The organism is Pyramidobacter sp. YE332, assembly GCF_033060595.1.
Lineage (GTDB): Bacteria > Synergistota > Synergistia > Synergistales > Dethiosulfovibrionaceae > Pyramidobacter.
Genome location: NZ_CP133038.1, coordinates 1,760,707 through 1,776,741, shown reverse-complemented (window position 1 = coordinate 1,776,741; position 16,035 = coordinate 1,760,707). Strand labels below are relative to the sequence as shown.

Here is a 16,035-nt window from a genome sequence, read left to right as displayed (position 1 = left end):
TCTTGTCCGTAGGCGTGCTGAAATTTTTCAGATGGCAGGATGTCATCGATATAGCACTGGTAACCTATATTATTTATAAGACGCTCAGTCTTCTGGTCGGGACACGAGCGATACAGCTGGTCAAGGGCCTTTTCCTGCTTGTTGTTCTCTCTTTTGCCGCGCGCTGGCTCAATCTGGATACTTTTTCATGGATCTTGACCCAAGGATTCAGCGCGCTGCTCATCATCGTGCCGATCATTTTTCAGCCCGAACTGCGTCGCATCCTCGAAGAGCTTGGCCGCGGCAGCATGTGGCGGCGGAGCAAAGCGTTGAAACGGGCCGAAGTCGTCGCCGACGAAGTCTCCAAAGCGCTGATGTATTGCTGCGCGCATAAAATCGGCGCGCTGATCGTCCTGCAGAGGGGAACGGGGCTGAAGGATTACTGGCGGAACGCCGTGCTCCTCAACGCGGATATCACTCAAGAGCTGATCATCGCCATTTTCTGGCCGAACAACCCGCTTCATGACGGGGCCACGATCATCGACACGGAGCAGATCATTTCCGCCGGGTGCTATCTGCCTCTCACGGAAAATGCGGATCTGTCCCGCTGGCTGGGAACGCGGCATCGCGCCGCGATCGGCGTGACCGAAGTCTCCGACGCGGTGTCGTTGATCGTTTCCGAGGAACGCGGCGAGATCTCGCTGGCGATCGGCGGAAGAATCTCGAGAAATTTGAAAGAGTCACAGCTGAAAAAATATCTTGTCCACTATTTTTCCGGGCAGGATCAGGAGCAGCAGGGCGTTCTGGAAAGTCTCAAGGAAGAGCTGCGCTCTTTTGGCGGCAACGATTAGGTGATTGGCGATGAAAAAGAATCAGCGTGTCCGTCTTGACGATTGGCTTTCTTCCAGAAGTTTCCTGGTTGTTGTTTCGTTGATCCTCTCGTTTGTTTTGTGGTTCTACGTCGTCGGCAATCGCAACGAGGAAATTGCCAAGACGTATGAAGTGCGCCTCGATTTTTTGAACCCCCCCGCGGACCTCGCGCTTTTCCCTTCCGTGAGGACGGTTGTCGTCACGTTGAACGGCGAGCGTCGGGCGATGAACGTCCTGCAAAACTCCCAGCTCACCTCCGAAGTCGATCTGAAAGATCTGAGCGCCGGGCGTCATACCGTGCCCATTCATTTCAAAGCGCCGTCTCGTATGAACGTGGCGCAGATCGTTCCCAAGGACGTCGAAATCGAGCTGGCGCGCATGATCGACAAAGAGCTCAAGGTCAAGATCCTGCCCCCGGAGAACATGCCGGAAGGATACGTCATGGACGGCGCCGCCGCGGATCCAGGCGTGGTGATGGCTCATGGACGCGAAGATCAGCTTTCCTCGATCTACGAAATTTCCGTGCGGCCGACGTTGGAGGAACTTTTCCGCGGCGGCGCCTGGCGCATCCCGCTCAGATCCCCCAGCGGGGTGGCGCTGGATTTCTCGCCTGCCGACGTGACCGTGTCCGCAACCTACTATCAGGGAATACCGCGCAAAGAACTCCCCGTGGAAGTGAGGACTCGCGGCACCCTGCCGCCAAGCCTTCGCCTCCTTTCCGCGAAAGCGGTTCCCGAGGCCATTCTCGTCGAAGGGAGGGCGGAAGCGTTCGCTCAAGTTGCCAAGCTTTATACAGAGCCGATCAACCTGGCGCGGCTTTCCAAGAGCGCTTCCATACAGACGAAGATCGCGGAGGTCCCCGCCGGCCTGTCGCTGCTTTCTTCTCCGGCCGTGACGGTGAACGTGGAGGTGAAAACGCTGAACGATACCCGCGACTATGAAGAGATCCCCGTTTCGGTGACGGGAGCGTCCGCTGATGCGCGCTGGGCCGTTGAGCCGGCGACGGTGACCGTGTATGTCGAGGGAACCGCCGGCGTTTTGCAGGACTTGACGCTGGAAGATCTTGAACTGACGGCGTTCGTCGACGTTTCCAATATCGTCGCTCCGTCGATGCGCCTGCCGGTCCATCTGAAGCGAAAAGAAATCGCCGGAGTCGAATCGGTCGGCGTCGAACCGTTAACCGTAAAGGTGACGCGGCAGTCTCAATAATCTGCTCCGAGGGAGGAAAAACGAATGGATGTTAAAAGCACATCGGCGCCGCGTTGCCGCTGTCTGTTCGGCACCGATGGGGTGCGCGACATTGCCAACAGGGGATCTATGACTCCGGAAATGGCGCTCCGTCTGGGGAGGGCGTATGTCCTGTTTTTGATTCAGCGCGGCACGCCGCGTCCCAAGATCGTGGTCGGGCGCGACACGCGGCGTTCGGGCAGAATGCTGGAATCGGCGCTTGTGGCGGGGATGATGTCGGCGGGAGCCGAGGTTATTTTGCTGGGCGTCATCCCGACGCCGGCCGTAAGCTACGGCGTCCTTTTCTTCAAGGCGCAGGGCGGAGCGGTCATCAGCGCTTCCCATAATCCGCCGGAATACAACGGCATCAAATTTCTCAGCGGCGAGGGACAAAAGCTGCGCGACAGCGAAGAGCTGGAGATCGAGGACTATCTCGGGGACGACCTGATCGACGACTGGCGTCCGTCCGGAGCTTCCATCGGCGAGATGGCTTCGGAAGAAGGCTTTGCGATCATGTACGCCGACCGCGTGCTCCAGGTCCTCGACAGCGATCGCCTTGCCGGCATGAAAGTCGTCTTCGACTGCGCCAACGGCGCCGCTTCGACAGTCATTCCGCTGATCGCGCAAAAGCTTGAGTGCGAGAGCGTGCTGATTGGCGCCGAACCCGACGGACTGAACATCAACGAGAAAAACGGCGTCATGCATTTGGAGGCTTTGACCGAGGCGGTGCGGGCAAATGACGCCGACGTCGGCATCGCTTACGACGGAGACGCCGATCGCGTCCTGCTGGTCGACCGGCGGGGCGCGGTCATCAACGGCGACATCGTGCTCTGGGTCCTGGCGCGCTGGCTGCAGCGAGAAGGCATTCTCGGCAGCGGCGTCGTCGCGACGGTGATGAGCAACGGCATTCTGGAAAATCACCTGCGCAAGGAGGGAATTCAGGTTTTCCGCTGTGCCGTGGGCGACCGGTATGTCCTTGACATGATGAAAAGCACGGCTTCCGGACTGGGCGGCGAACAATCCGGGCACGTGATCATCGACCATTACGTGAGGACGGGCGACGGACTCTGCACGGGCTTCGCTTTCCTGCGCGCGTGCCGCGAGTTGGGGGAAGTGCCTGAAACGCTGGCGGAACGTTTCGATCCGTTCCCGCAGGAATTGACGAACATCACCGTCTCGGACCGGGATAAGGTTATGCAGGACGCGGACTTGAGAAATGCCATCGAACAGACGAATCGCGAGTTGGGGACGAACGGCCGCGTATTTTTGCGTTCTTCGGGGACGGAACCGCTGATCCGTCTGCTGGTGGAATGCAAGGACCGCGGTACGCTCGCGTCGCTGTCGAAGAAGTTCGGCGCGATGATCCGCGCTCTTTAGAGTTCGCCGCGCTCGTCGCATGGGGAGGACTGAACCGTACGGTTCAATCCTCCCCGTTTTTGTGATAAGATAAACGCCGGGAGGAGCGTACGAGCGGAAGCGCCAGGACTGAACCGTTTCTCATTCAGCGGCGACAGTCGACGAGGACGAAAGCGATCGAACCATTCGGCGGATGCTTTCGTGGCGGGCGAAGGGGAGCCATGAACCTCTGTCACAAAACCCCGGGGCGACCCGGATACAAACGGCAGAGGCCCTTCAATGCTGAGGAGGTTGCTCAGTATGTGTGGAATTGTTGGTTATGTCGGCGGCAAGAATGCCTGCGAGATTATCGTTCAAGGGCTGGAGCGCCTTGAATATCGCGGCTACGACTCTGCGGGAATTGCCGTCTGCGAGAAGGGCGTCTTCAAGACGGTCAAAACCGTGGGCAAGGTGGCGAAGCTCAAAGAACTTGTCGGCGCCGACGGGCTGAAGGGAAACGTGGGCATCGGGCATACCCGTTGGGCCACTCATGGCGGCGTGACGACGGCGAACGCCCATCCTCATACCGATGAAAAGCATTCGGTGGTTCTCGTCCATAATGGAATCATCGAAAACTATAAGGAACTTCGCGACGAACTCGTCGCCCGGAACGTGCACTTCAGCTCGGAGACGGATACGGAAGTTGCGGCGCAGCTTCTTGCCCGGCTCTATGACGGAGAGCCTGTCAAAGCTCTGTGCCGGCTTTTCAAGAAGTGCCGCGGAGCGTTTGCCTTTGTGCTTGTTTTCGGCGACCGTCCGAACGAGCTCTACTGCGTGAGAAAAGGCGCGCCGCTGGTCGTCGCGCTGGGAAACGGCGAAGCGTATTGCGCGTCGGACGTGCCGGCGATCGTCGAGCATGCGGACAAAGTGATCTTTTTGAACGAAGGCGAGATCTGTCGTCTGAGCACGTCGGGCGCCGAGTTCTGGGATCTTGACGGCGTGGCGCATCAGCGCCGCACTGTTTCCGTAGACGTGGACGCGGCGATGATCGACAAAGCCGGTTACCCGCATTTCATGTTGAAAGAAATCAACGAGCAGGGCTCCGTCCTGCGTCGCGCGCTTTTTGGCCGCACCGCAAGCGACCTGATCGACCTCAGCGGCGAATGGGGGATCACGCCTGAAAAAGCCAGGGCATTCAAGCGGCTGGATCTCGTCGCCTGCGGCACGTCCTTCTATGCCGCGACCGTCGCGCAGCGGGTGTTGGAGAAATATCTGAAGGTCGACATCCGCGTCGACATCGCTTCCGAATACCGTTACCGGCCGCTTAGAGCCGGCGGGGATACCATGGCGGTTTTCGTGTCCCAGTCGGGAGAAACGCTCGACACGCTCGAGGCGCTTCGGCATGTAAAGGCGTTGGGCGCCTACACCGTCGCCGCGACCAACGCGCCCAATTCGTCGATCGCGCGCGAAGTGGACGACGTGATCCGCCTGAACGCCGGCATCGAAATCGGCGTGGCGGCGACGAAGACGTTCACGGCGCAGATGGCGGTGCTGATTTTGGCCGGGCTGTATCTGGCCAAACTTCGCGGCGAACTGCCCGGCGCGGACGAAGAGCGCCTCGCCGAAGCGATGAAGGATCTGCCGTACAAGGTCGAACAGACGCTGCTTTTGAAAGACGTCATCCGCTCTTTGGCCCGCAAGTTCGGCACAGCGCGGGATTTTCTGTTCCTGGGAAGAGGCGTCTCGTATCCGGTGGCCATGGAAGGCGCTTTGAAGCTGAAAGAGATCTCCTACGTTCATGCGGAGGCGTATGCCGCCGGGGAGATGAAACACGGTCCCATCGCTCTGCTCGATGAAGAACTTCCGGTCGTCGTCGTCGCCCCGGCGGACGAGCTGCTGGAAAAGACGCTTTCCAACGTGGAGGAAACGCGCGCCAGAAAGGCGCCGGTGATCATCGTCACCACGGAAAACGTCCCCGACGTGAACGATGTGGCGGGGACGATCAAGGTGCCGGCGACCGAAGCCGAATTGACGCCTTTCCTGACGGTTCTGCCGCTGCAGATCTTCGCTTACGAATCCGCGCTGCTGCGCGGCTGCGACATCGATCAGCCGCGCAACCTGGCAAAGAGCGTCACCGTCGAATAGAAACGATCGTTCGGAATCGAGCCCGTTCCGAACGATCTTTTTTTGCGGAAATTTTACGGCGAAAACGGTTTGCGCACGCGCGCTCTTTTCTGTACAATAAACCCAGTTTTTGCGAAGGGATGAGCGCACCATGAGAAAGAGCGTGTTCCTGATGGCCGTCGCGGGCGTTTTCATGGGCTTCGGGTGGCGCGCCGACCACGCCGTGAAAATGCGGAAAATGGAAAACGTCGAAACGGTCGCGGCGCGGTACGTGGCGGAGCGCGCCGGACGGAAGGACTTCTTCGTCGTGGATTTGCGCGGCGCGTCTCCGGGGGGCGGACAGACGGCGGCTTACGAAGTCTTTCTGACGCCGGCTCAGCTCGAAAGCTCCGATGCCGCCGCGCGGCTCAAACGCGCGGGGATCACTTCCGACGCCGAGATCGTACTGCGCGGCGGCTCGGAGGAGCAGACCGCCGCCGCGGCGAAACGGCTTCTGACGCTGCTGAACTGGAACTCGCTGGTCGTGAAAAGACTGGCGACGGAGCCGTAAAAAAGAAAGGGAGCGGCCGGATGAGGATGACGCGCGGCGAAACGGAGATCATGCCGTTCCGGGCGGGCGACGAGCGCGAGATCCCCGCTCTGGTACGGTCGGTGTACGGAGAAAACTATGACCGGCGCTTTTACGAGCCGTCGGCGATCGCGCGCATGGTCGACGACGGTCTGTTCCTCGTCGCGGCGCGCCGGGGCGGACGCCTTGCGGGCATGACGGGATTCCGCGCCGAAGGAAGTTCCAACTGTCGGCTGTTCCGCACCTACCGCCGCATGGTCGCGCCCGAAGCGCGCGGGCTGGGGCTGGCGCGCGCCATGGAGGAACTGGGCGAACGGCTGCTGTTCGAACGGGATCTGGCCGACGCCGTTTACGCCCAGATCGAAGCGAACAGTCCGTCCAACCGGTTGCTGGCCGGGGGCGGATTCGCGCTGACGGCGGCGGAACCGGCCGCGGAGGCGCGCGCCGCCCAGACCTTTTTGTTCAAAGAGTTGGAGCCCGTTCGCGGCAGACTGAACGAAAACGGCTCGCTGACCGCGGCGTATGCGGCGGCGAACGGCCCGCTGGCACAAAGGATCGACGCCGCCCGAGTCGGGCGCGGACTGTTCGACGCGCTCGAACGGCTGTGCCGCGAAGGCAAAACGTTGGAGCTTTTTATGCCGCCGCCGAGCGCGGAAGATCGCGAGAGGCTGCGCGCCCTCGGATTTTTCCGCTGCGGCGTCGCGCGCCGCTGGAGGCCGGACGGCGACAGCGAGATCTTCATGAAAGTCTTCGCGCGCGCCGAGTTGCCCGCCCCGCCGCTGCGGGACGAACGGACTCTGGCGCTGTGGGAAGCCGTGCGCCGCGGTATGGAACGCGCCGTTTTATAAAAAAGCGAATGGGGAAGCCGGACGCTCCGGCTTCCCCATTCGCTTTTTTCTAGGCGAACCCGTGAAATTCTTTGTCGAAAATCACGGTGAAACGGCTGCCCGAACCGGGCGTGCTGGTCAGCTCTACGGACGCGCCGTGAACCGCAGCGGCGTGTTTGACGATGGCCAGCCCCAGGCCGGTGCCGCCGGTTTCCTTGCTGTGGCTCTTGTCCACGCGGTAGAAACGCTCGAAGACGCGGTCCTGATGTTCCGGCGGGATGCCGATGCCCGTGTCCTGCACGGTCAGCGCGACGTTTTCGTTCCCTTCGGCAACGTCGACGAGAACGGAGCCTCCCTCTCTGTTGTACTTGACGGCGTTTTCGATCAGGTTGAACGCCATCTCGTCGAGCAGGGGACGAATGCCCCAAACGCAGGCATGACAGCCTGTCAGTTCGATCAGCACGTTTCGCGCTTCGGCCGAAGGGGCGAGTCGCGACAAAATTTTTTCGCAGAGCTCGAAGAGGTCGACGTTTTCTCGGGGCGGCAGAGCCGCTTTCTCGTCGAGCTTCGACAGCTCCATGATGTCGTTGACCAGCGCGATCAGGCGGCTGGCTTCGCCGTGGATTTTTTCGGCGAAGCCGCGCAGGTCTTCCGGTTTGGCGAGTCCCGAGGCCATGATTTCGGAGTAACCGGCGATGGATGTGAGCGGCGTGCGCAGTTCGTGCGACACGTTGGCGGTGAATTCCCGGCGCTGTCGTTCCGCCTGCTGGCGGGCCGTGACGTCGAGCAGCAGCACGACCATGCCCGCTTGTTTTTGTTCACCGGCGACGGTCACGGGCGTGGAGAGAAGACGATAAACGCGGCCGTTGACCTCGAGCAGCGCTTCGCCGCTGCGCCCCGCCTGCGCGGCCTGGACGACGCTGTGCAGTTCGGCGCTGCGGCTGACGAGGAGGATGTTCTGACCGACGTATTGAGCGGGATCGACCGCGAAAATTCTCGCGGCGCTACGATTGATGGCCAGCACCGTTCCTTCTTTGTCGATGTGGAGCAGCCCTTCGCGCATGTTTTCCGTGATGGCGGCCAGTTCGCGGCGTTGGTTTTCCAGTTCGTCAAGCTGGCTGCGCAGCGTCTCGTTCTGATTTTCGAGGCGGAGCAGAAGCGGCGTCAGCTCGTCGTAAGCGTCGTTTTCCAGCGGTTCGGCGAGGTTGAGCCGGCTGATCGGAGCGGTGATGCCGCGGGCCAGAGCGCGCGAAAGAAACAGCGCCAGCAGCGCGGTCAGGGCTGCGGCGAGAGAAAGCGGCAGCATGAGACGGCGCGCCAGTCCGGCGATCGTGCCGCGGGTGACGGCGACGCGCAGAATACGCCCGTCGTCCAAGCGGACGGCGCAGTAATGCGTTTTTTCCGTGAGCGTGTTTGAATAGCGGTAACTTTCGCCGCGGCCGTCGCGAAGCGCTTCCTGTACCTCGGGGCGGGCGCGGTGATTTTCCATTGCGCCGCTGGGCGCGTGATTGTCGTAAAGGACCTGCCCGTCGGCGGAGATGAGCGTGACGCGGCGGCTGTCGGGCAACGCGCTCAGATATTCTTCGGCGTTGCGCAGAAGCGGCAGCGTCGCGGCCGCGGATCGGGCTTCGGCGCGGAGCTCTTCGGCCGCGCGCGCGTCGATGCTTTTGTAGGAGGCCCGGGCCGTAAACAGCCCGACGATGAAGACTGCGGCCAGCGCGGTGAGAAAAATGCTCCAAAAAATTCGCCGCTGCATTCGTCAACCTCCCAGTTTGTATCCCACGCCGCGCACCGTCTGGATCAGCGCAGCGCAGTCGCCGAGTTTGCCGCGCAGCGTCTGGATGTGCACGTCCACGGTGCGCGTGCCGCCCTCGTAACTGTAATCCCAGTTGCGTTCCAGAAGCTGTTCGCGCGTGAAGGCCACGCCGGGATGCCGCATCAGCAGTTCCAGCAGGGTGAATTCTTTCAACGTCAGCGCGACCGGGCGGCCGCCGGCTGTAACTTCGTGGCGCCGGCTGTCCAGTTTCAGCGCGCCGTAGCTGAGGACGGATGCGTCCTTTTCTCCGCCTGCCGCACGGAGGCGGGCTTTGGCCCGCGCCACCAGCTCCATCATGCCGAAAGGTTTGGCGATATAATCGTCGGCGCCCAGGTCGAGTCCCCGCACCTTATCGTATTCGGAACCTTTGGCGGTGACCATGACCGTCGGGACGCTTTTCAGCGAAGCGTCCTGACGGATGCGTTTGAGGACGCTCAGGCCGTCCTCGCGCGGCAGCATGATGTCGAGCAGGATCAGATCGGGCTTCCGTTCGGCGCAGGCGGCGTAGAACGCCTGACTTTCCGCAAAGCCGCGGGCTTCGAGCCCCGTCTGGTTGAGCGTGTAGACCACCAGTTCGCGGATGCCCGAATCATCTTCAACGTAATAGATCATTCTTTCTCTCCGTTTTTATGGACGCCCGTGAGGGAGAACTCCACCCATTCGGCGATGTTTTGCGCGTGGTCGCCGATCCGCTCGAAATACTTGGCGATCATGAGCTGGTCGATGGCCTGCTCGCTGCAGGAGGCGTCTTTGTGGATCAGTTCCACCAGCTCGTTCTTGACGATGCGGAAAAGTTCGTCGACCAGATCGTCGAGCTCGAAGATGCTCTTCGTTTTTTCGAGATCTTTCTGCACGAAGGCGTCGATGCTGCCGGTAACCATTTCGATGGCTCTGGCGGCCATCTGCGGCAAATGAATCAGCGGTTTGATGTAAGTCTGCCCGCGCAGGCGCAGGATGATTTCCGCGATATCCGCCGCCTGGTCGCCGATGCGTTCCAGATCGGTGATCATTTTCAGCGCCGCGGAGATCAGACGCAGATCTCCGGCGACGGGCTGCTGTTCGAGCAGGAGTTTGAGACAGAGCGACTCGACGGCGCGCTCCTGAGAATCGATTTCCCGTTCAAGCTCGATCGCCCGTCTGGCGGCGTTCTCGTCCTGCTCGGACAGCGCCCGGACGGCGCTTTCGATCGCCTGTTCCGTCAGGGCTCCCATTTCCAGCAGATTGTTGTCGAGCTGGTTCAGCTGCTTGTCAAATCGGCTTCTCATTTTAACCAAACCTTCCCGTAATGTAATCTTCGGTCCGCTTGTCCCGAGGATTGGAAAAGAGGCGATCGGTCTCGTCGTACTCGACGATCTCTCCGAGCAGGAAAAACGCCGTTGTGTCCGAGACGCGCGCCGCCTGCTGCATGTTGTGCGTCACCATGACGATCGTGTATTTTTCCTTCAGCGTCGTGACGAGATCTTCGATCCTAGCTGTGGAAAGCGGGTCGAGGGCGCTGGTGGACTCGTCCATCAGCAGCACCTCCGGTTCCACCGCCAAAGCCCGGGCGATGCAGAGGCGCTGCTGCTGGCCGCCGGAAAGGCCAAGCGCGCTGGATCTGAGACGGTCTTTCAGTTCGTCCCAGATGGCGGCGTCGCGGAGGGATTTCTCGACCACGGCTTCGAGGCGGGCGCGGCTGCGAACGCCGTGAGTGCGCGGCCCGTAGGCGACGTTGTCGAAAACGCTCAGCGGAAAAGGGTTGGGCTTTTGAAAGACCATGCCCACGCGCTTGCGCAGCGTCGTCGTCTCCATTGTATCGTAAATATCCTCGCCGTCGAGAAGCACTTTGCCGGTGATTCGGCAGCCTTCGACCAGATCGTTCATACGGTTTAAAGTTTTCATCAGCGTGCTCTTGCCGCAGCCGGAAGGGCCGATGAACGCCGTGATCCGACGTTCGGGAATGGAAAGGGAAACGTTTTTCAGCGCGTGGAATTTATCGTAATGCAGATTGAGATTTTCGACGTCAAACCGAGCCATGGGCGAATCTCCTTGCCGCAAAAGAGGACAACGCGTTGATGCCGGCGGTGATGATCAGCAGCATAACGGCGGTGGCATAAGTCTGGTTCATGTACAAACCTTCGCTGGACAACGTGTACATGTGTACGGCGAGCGTGCGCGACGAATCGAAAACGCTGCAGGCAACCTCGGCGACCGTACCCGCCGTGTAAATCAGCGCCGCCGTCTCGCCGACGATGCGTCCGATGCCGAGAATGACGCCGGCGAGAATTCCGGGAACAGCCGACGGAAGCACGACGCAAAACACCGTGCGCAGACGTCCCGCGCCGAGACCGAAGCTGGCCTCGCGATAACTGTCGGGCACGGCCCGCAGCGCTTCTTCCGCCGTGCGCATGACCAGCGGCAGAATCATCATCGCCAGCGTCATCGCTCCCGCCAGCAGCGAGATGCCCATGCGGCAGGCCGTGACGAAAAAGAGCAGCCCGAACAGCCCGTAAATAATGGAGGGGATGCCCGACAGCGTTTCCGCCGTGATGCGAACCGCTTTCACGAAAAAGCGCCCGCGCGCGGCGTACTCCGCCAGGTAGATAGCGGCTCCAAGACCGGCCGGAACGGCGGCGAGAAGCGCCAGCAGCGTCATTGACAGCGTGTTGATCAGCGCCGGCGTCAACGAAACGTTGACGGAATCGTACTTCCATGCGAAAAGATCCGGTGTCAGGTGTGGGACGCCGTGGCGCAGGATATCCGCGACGATGACCAGCAGCACGGCGACGGTAAAGAGCGAGGCGGCGTAAACGAGGCATTTCGTCAGCAGCGATTTCAAGCGGTTTGTTGTCACGCCTGCGACCTCCTTCGCAGCAGGGAAAAGGTGAGATTGACGGTCAGAATGAACGCGAAAAGCACGACACCCGTCGCGATCAGCGCCTCGCGGTGCAGGTCGGCGGCGTAACCCATTTCCATGACGATGTTGCTCGTCAGCGTGCGTACGCCGCGGAACAGGCTTGTGGGGATCACGGCGCGGTTGCCGGCGACCATCATGACTGCCATAGCCTCGCCGACGGCGCGTCCGACGCCGAGGATCATCGCCGCGATCACGCCGGAACGGGCGGCGCGAAGCACGACGCTGAACACGGCGCGTTCGTGGGTGGCCCCGAGCGCCAGCGCTCCCTCGTAATAACTCTGGGGCACGGCGTTCAGGGCCGCCTCGCTGACGGCGATAATCGTCGGCAGGATCATGATGCCCAGAAGCAGCGCCGCCGCCAGCAAACTTGAACCGCTGCCGCCGAAATACCGGCGGATCAGCGGTACGATCGTCGTTACGCCCCAGAATCCGTACACGACCGACGGGATTCCCGCCAGCAGCGAGACGGCCGGACGCAGGATGCGCGTCATGCGCGGCGAGGCGAAACGCGACAGATAGACGGCCGTCAATAAACCGGCGGGAGCGCCGATAAGCAGCGCTCCCGCGGTGACGTACAGCGATCCGAGAATCATGGGCAGGATTCCGTAGATATCGTTTCCCGGCCGCCAGCGAGTTCCCGAAAGGAACTCCCAGACGCCGATCTTCATTATTCCGGGAATGCCGCCCGCGAAGAGGAAGACGCAGATCAGCGCTACGGCGATTACCGACGCCGTCGCCGCCGCGGCGAAAATCCACTTCGCAGCGTTCTCTTTGGCCTGAGTCATCGTTTTATTTCAAAGCTTCCCAGTTTTCGGTTTTGCCCGTATAGATATCGCGAACCTGTTCCACGGTCAGCCCCTCCAGCTCGTTGGCCTTGTTGACGATCACGGCGATGCCGTCCATAGCGATCACGATCGGAGTCAGGCCGGCTTTCAGCTCGCTTTCCTTGAGGCCGCGCGAAGCCATGCCGAGGTCGCAGATGCCGGAGATGGCCGAGGTCATGCCGGTCGTGGAGTCGCTCATCTGCACTTCGATCTCGGCGGCGGGGTTCACAAGCAGATAGGCTTCCTTGAGCTTTTCCATGATTGGCGTGATGCTGGACGAACCGGCGACGACCACCTTGCCCACAACGCGCTTGGCGGCGAAAGGAACCGCTTTTTCATTGACGGCGATATAGCCGTTATCGGCGACGACTTTCTGCCCCTGAGCGCTCATGATGAAGTTGAGGAAAGCTTGCGCGGCGGGGCGGAGCTGTCCTTTCGCAGCGACGTTGAACGGACGCGCGATCTTGTAATCGCCCGTGCGGATATTTTCGACCGTAGCCGCCGCGCCGCCGATAGCCAGAGCTTTTACATCCGCTTTTTTGAGCGAGCCCATCGACGCGTAGCCGATGGCGCTGGGATTGCCGGCCACCATCGTCATCATGACCGAGGTGCTGTTGGTGATGTCGGCGTTGTCGGTCGTCATGTCGACCTTTTTGCCGCCGGCGTCTTTCTGCTGCACGCCGAAGAGCTCGATGAACGCTCCTCGCGTGCCGGATCCTTCTTCGCGGGAAATGACGCTGATCTCGCTTTTCGTTGCGGCAAACGCCGCCGCGCAGCTTACGCTCATAGCCAGAACAACTGCCGCCACTTTCTTTCCACTCATTTTTTATCTCCTCTTTCCTTTCGATTTTGTGCCTCGAGGATAACGCCGCTTTGTCAGGGGAAAATATTGGGCACGTAAAGAGATTGTAAAATCGTTTACGTCTCTTTCGCGAAAGCGGATGGCGTGAGGAGACACCGAAAGGACAAAAGGCCGTTCGCGCACCGGGACGATTTCCCGGCGTGCGAACGGCCTTTTCAGCGGGACGTTTTTAAGCGCGCGTCACGTGTCTCTCAAGCGAGAGCAGTTTTTCGAAAGGTTACGCCGCGGCGAGCGACGTCATGCCGAGGGCGTAAAGGACGACGGCCAGCAGCGCCATGCCGAACAGCAGAATCTGCGGATACTTGCGCAGGAACGGCACGGCGAAGTAGAGCGCGGCGCTCAGTCCCGCAAAGGCCCAGAGCTCGCGGCGATGGAGCACGGGCAGCGCCACCGTCCACAGCGCCACGGCCAGCAGCCCTACCACGACGGGGCGCATGGCGACGCGGATGCGGTCGACCCAGAGACGCGCCGTGCCGGAAGCGTTCTCGAAGATCCACACCAGCGCCATCACCACCAGCAGCGGCGCGACGACGACGGCCACCGTGCCGGTGATGGAGCCGGCGAGACCGGCAAAACGGTATCCCAGGAGCGTGGCCGAATTGAGAATGATGGGGCCGGGCGTCATCTGCGCGAGCGCGACGGTCTCGCTGAACACGCCGGCTGTCAGCCAGGCTCTTTCGGTGACGAAGACCTCGTAAAGGAACGGCAGCGACGCCAGGCCGCCGCCGAAGGTGAGCAGACTGACCTTGGCGAAGATGAAAAACAGGACGATCAGATCCGTCATGCCTTTTCCCCTTCTTTCTCGAGAAGCAGGTTGACGATCAGCGTGACGATCGTGCCGCCGATCAGTCCCCACACCGCGGAGACCTTGAAGACCAGCACCGCGGCGGCGACCAGCAGGCAGATGACCGTGTCCTTGACGCTGACGAGAGCGTTCTTCTTGCCCAGCTTCCAGACGATGGCCCCGAGCACGACCACCAGGGCGGCCGTGGCGCCGCTGAAGAACGCGGAAATGTAGCCCGAGCCCATGTGCGCCAGCAGCCAGCTGGAGAGCACGAGAATAGCGATGAAGGGCGGCAGCGCCATGCCAAACACGGCCGCCGCCGCGCCGGCGGGGCCGCCGAGCGCCAGCCCCGCCTGGTAGGACATGCTGATGCCCATCGCGCCGGGGGCGGCCAGCGAAAGCGCCAGCATGTCGGCCGTTTTTTCTTCGGGGACGACTCCCGTGCGGTTCACCGCTTCCTGGATCAGGCCGATGAGCACGGCGCCGCCGCCGAGCGTAAAGGCGCTGATCTTGAAGATCATCATGAAGATCGAAAAAAGCCCGAGCTTCTTTTCTTCTGCCTGTCCTTCTATCCGTGATTCCACCGTAGGACGCCTCTTTTCTCGAAATTGGAAACGCCGCGGGAAAAACGGCGAATTCGTATGGCCAGAACGGTAGCAGAATTGTCGTGCCCTGTCAATGAAAATGTTTCTCTTGTGCCGCGGTACGAAACTGGGGATCCGTGCCGACGAAAGAGTCTCGGTTGGATTATGTAATTAAGATGGCGTTGCGAAATGCCCCCGCATCAGTTAAAATTTATTACTAGCCATTAAAACCAAGTCATAAAGTCTGTGCGGCGGAAACGTTTTATGATAGAGGAGGAAGTGAGCGTATGAACAGAGGTATGTCAATCGGAGGGATTTCCTGGTGCCTGCCGGAACGGTTCGAGACCAACGAGGATCTGGTCAGGGAATTCGGCACGTGGACGCCCGAAAAAATTTATAAGAAAACCGGCATCGTCAGGCGCCATATTGCCGACGCCGACAAGCCGGTGTCCCACTATCTGGCCTTGGCGGGCGAGAAGTTCTTTGCCGAACATCCGGCAGTTTCCCGCGACAGCATCGACATGCTGGTGGTCTGCTGCGAGGCCCGCGATTACATCGCGCCTGCCACTGCGTGCGTGGTTCATCACAAGCTGGGGCTGCGGAAAAGCTGCGGCGCCGTGGACTACGAACTGGGCTGTTCCGGTTACGTGTACGGCCTTTCCATCGCCAAAGGCTGTATCGCTGCCGGAATTGCCGACCGCGTGCTGCTGATCACCGGCGATCAGGTGACGCGCTATGTCAACAAGCAGGACAAGGCGATCCGCACCATTTTCGGCGACGGCTATACGGCGACGCTCCTGGAAGTCAGCGGGCGCGATCGCGTCACCGGTTTCGCTCTCGGGACCGACGGCTCGGGGCTTCGTGATATCATCATCGAAGCGGGGGAGACGGCGCTGCCCCGTTCGGAAAGCACGGCCGCAGAGCGGGTGAACCGCTTCGGCAATGCGCACAGCCAGGAAAATGTGCTCATGGACGGCCGCAAGGTGCTCGAGTTCTCCTTGAGAGAAGTTCCCGGTTCGGTGCAGCGTTGCCTGGAGCGCGCCGGCGTCAGAAAAGAGGATCTTGACCTGATCGTTTTCCATCAAGCGTCCCGGCTTCTGCTGGAGCAAGTGCGCGACGAAATGCGGTTCCCCGAGGACAAGTTCGTGATCAACCTTGAAGACAAGGGGAACACGGTCTCTTCGACGATTCCGATCGCGCTGGGGGAATGCGCGGAGCAGGGGCGGCTGAAAGCGGGCATGAAGGTCCTGTTGTCCGGTTTCGGCGTTGGCTTATCGTGGGGAACGGTGTTGGTGGAGTGGGGGACGGATGACGGCGCAAAATAGCCGGCGAAAATCGT

At 60.8% G+C, this 16,035-nt stretch carries 16 protein-coding genes; 7 read left to right on the top strand and 9 right to left on the bottom strand.

Translation table 11 applies throughout. The annotated features are described in order from the left end of the window. Positions 1-2 precede the first annotated feature (2 nt). The 6 genes from cdaA to RAH42_RS08370 all read left to right on the top strand — a co-directional run bounded on the left by cdaA (position 3) and on the right by RAH42_RS08370 (position 6,951). The gene (gene cdaA, locus RAH42_RS08395; protein WP_078015138.1) at positions 3-830 is read left to right on the top strand and encodes a diadenylate cyclase CdaA; all 828 of its coding nucleotides are present in this window, start codon (positions 3-5) and stop codon (positions 828-830) included. Between the two features lie 10 nt (positions 831-840). Then, positions 841-2,058: a hypothetical protein gene (locus tag RAH42_RS08390; RefSeq protein WP_143521666.1), complete on the top strand. Its 1,218-nt coding sequence runs from the start codon at positions 841-843 to the stop codon at positions 2,056-2,058. Between the two features lie 24 nt (positions 2,059-2,082). After that, entirely contained in the window at positions 2,083-3,453 is a 1,371-nt protein-coding gene (gene glmM, locus RAH42_RS08385; protein ID WP_078015136.1) for a phosphoglucosamine mutase, read from the top strand. 279 nt (positions 3,454-3,732) lie between these two features. Continuing rightward, positions 3,733-5,556, top strand: a complete 1,824-nt coding sequence (gene glmS / locus RAH42_RS08380) for a glutamine--fructose-6-phosphate transaminase (isomerizing) (protein ID WP_078015135.1) — start codon at positions 3,733-3,735, stop codon at positions 5,554-5,556. A 130-nt stretch (positions 5,557-5,686) separates the two neighbouring features. Beyond that, positions 5,687-6,085 (top strand): hypothetical protein, encoded by a 399-nt coding sequence (locus tag RAH42_RS08375; protein WP_078015134.1) that lies wholly within the window; start codon positions 5,687-5,689, stop codon positions 6,083-6,085. Between the two features lie 20 nt (positions 6,086-6,105). Next, positions 6,106-6,951, top strand: coding sequence for a GNAT family N-acetyltransferase (locus RAH42_RS08370; RefSeq protein ID WP_317539255.1), 846 nt, complete (start codon positions 6,106-6,108; stop codon positions 6,949-6,951). A 49-nt stretch (positions 6,952-7,000) separates the two neighbouring features. Here the strand turns inward: RAH42_RS08370 and RAH42_RS08365 are convergent, their stop codons facing one another. The 9 genes from RAH42_RS08365 to RAH42_RS08325 form a co-directional block, all read right to left on the bottom strand. Further along, complete coding sequence (locus tag RAH42_RS08365) at positions 7,001-8,686, bottom strand: ATP-binding protein (RefSeq protein ID WP_317539254.1); 1,686 nt, start codon at positions 8,684-8,686, stop codon at positions 7,001-7,003. Between the two features lie 3 nt (positions 8,687-8,689). Next, complete coding sequence (locus tag RAH42_RS08360; protein WP_317539253.1) at positions 8,690-9,358, bottom strand: response regulator transcription factor; 669 nt, start codon at positions 9,356-9,358, stop codon at positions 8,690-8,692. Continuing rightward, the gene (phoU, locus tag RAH42_RS08355) at positions 9,355-10,011 is read right to left on the bottom strand and encodes a phosphate signaling complex protein PhoU (RefSeq protein WP_317539252.1); all 657 of its coding nucleotides are present in this window, start codon (positions 10,009-10,011) and stop codon (positions 9,355-9,357) included. The genes RAH42_RS08360 and phoU overlap by 4 nt, the downstream gene beginning before the upstream one ends. Position 10,012: 1 nt before the next feature. After that, positions 10,013-10,762, bottom strand: a complete 750-nt coding sequence (gene pstB / locus RAH42_RS08350; RefSeq protein ID WP_296428681.1) for a phosphate ABC transporter ATP-binding protein PstB — start codon at positions 10,760-10,762, stop codon at positions 10,013-10,015. Then, positions 10,749-11,579, bottom strand: coding sequence for a phosphate ABC transporter permease PstA (gene pstA / locus RAH42_RS08345; RefSeq protein WP_317539251.1), 831 nt, complete (start codon positions 11,577-11,579; stop codon positions 10,749-10,751). The genes pstB and pstA overlap by 14 nt, the downstream gene beginning before the upstream one ends. After that, positions 11,576-12,427, bottom strand: a complete 852-nt coding sequence (gene pstC, locus RAH42_RS08340; protein ID WP_078015128.1) for a phosphate ABC transporter permease subunit PstC — start codon at positions 12,425-12,427, stop codon at positions 11,576-11,578. Before pstC ends, pstA begins: the two co-directional genes overlap by 4 nt. Before the next feature lie 4 nt (positions 12,428-12,431). Next, positions 12,432-13,289 (bottom strand): substrate-binding domain-containing protein, encoded by an 858-nt coding sequence (locus tag RAH42_RS08335; RefSeq protein ID WP_078015127.1) that lies wholly within the window; start codon positions 13,287-13,289, stop codon positions 12,432-12,434. 256 nt (positions 13,290-13,545) lie between these two features. Further along, positions 13,546-14,112, bottom strand: a complete 567-nt coding sequence (locus RAH42_RS08330) for a chromate transporter (protein WP_199674628.1) — start codon at positions 14,110-14,112, stop codon at positions 13,546-13,548. Next, positions 14,109-14,696 carry a chromate transporter gene (locus tag RAH42_RS08325; RefSeq protein WP_078015126.1) on the bottom strand — a complete coding sequence of 196 codons (588 nt, stop codon included), beginning with the start codon at positions 14,694-14,696 and terminating at the stop codon, positions 14,109-14,111. Before RAH42_RS08325 ends, RAH42_RS08330 begins: the two co-directional genes overlap by 4 nt. Positions 14,697-14,983: 287 nt before the next feature. On the opposite strand from RAH42_RS08325, the gene RAH42_RS08320 reads away from it, so the two are divergent. Next, positions 14,984-16,021: a ketoacyl-ACP synthase III gene (locus tag RAH42_RS08320; protein WP_317539250.1), complete on the top strand. Its 1,038-nt coding sequence runs from the start codon at positions 14,984-14,986 to the stop codon at positions 16,019-16,021. The last annotated feature ends 14 nt before the right edge of the window (positions 16,022-16,035 follow it).

Bases quoted from the DNA above. Each gene is read 5' to 3' on its own strand.
- RAH42_RS08390 (WP_143521666.1), top strand. From the start codon at position 841: ATGAAAAAGAATCAGCGTGTCCGTCTTGACGATTGGCTTTCTTCCAGA.
- glmM (WP_078015136.1), top strand. From the start codon at position 2,083: ATGGATGTTAAAAGCACATCGGCGCCGCGTTGCCGCTGTCTGTTCGGC.
- glmS (WP_078015135.1), top strand. From the start codon at position 3,733: ATGTGTGGAATTGTTGGTTATGTCGGCGGCAAGAATGCCTGCGAGATT.
- RAH42_RS08375 (WP_078015134.1), top strand. From the start codon at position 5,687: ATGAGAAAGAGCGTGTTCCTGATGGCCGTCGCGGGCGTTTTCATGGGC.
- RAH42_RS08370 (WP_317539255.1), top strand. From the start codon at position 6,106: ATGAGGATGACGCGCGGCGAAACGGAGATCATGCCGTTCCGGGCGGGC.
- RAH42_RS08365 (WP_317539254.1), bottom strand. From the start codon at position 8,686: ATGCAGCGGCGAATTTTTTGGAGCATTTTTCTCACCGCGCTGGCCGCA.
- RAH42_RS08360 (WP_317539253.1), bottom strand. From the start codon at position 9,358: ATGATCTATTACGTTGAAGATGATTCGGGCATCCGCGAACTGGTGGTC.
- phoU (WP_317539252.1), bottom strand. From the start codon at position 10,011: ATGAGAAGCCGATTTGACAAGCAGCTGAACCAGCTCGACAACAATCTG.
- pstB (WP_296428681.1), bottom strand. From the start codon at position 10,762: ATGGCTCGGTTTGACGTCGAAAATCTCAATCTGCATTACGATAAATTC.
- pstC (WP_078015128.1), bottom strand. From the start codon at position 12,427: ATGACTCAGGCCAAAGAGAACGCTGCGAAGTGGATTTTCGCCGCGGCG.
- RAH42_RS08335 (WP_078015127.1), bottom strand. From the start codon at position 13,289: ATGAGTGGAAAGAAAGTGGCGGCAGTTGTTCTGGCTATGAGCGTAAGC.
- RAH42_RS08330 (WP_199674628.1), bottom strand. From the start codon at position 14,112: ATGACGGATCTGATCGTCCTGTTTTTCATCTTCGCCAAGGTCAGTCTG.
- RAH42_RS08320 (WP_317539250.1), top strand. From the start codon at position 14,984: ATGAACAGAGGTATGTCAATCGGAGGGATTTCCTGGTGCCTGCCGGAA.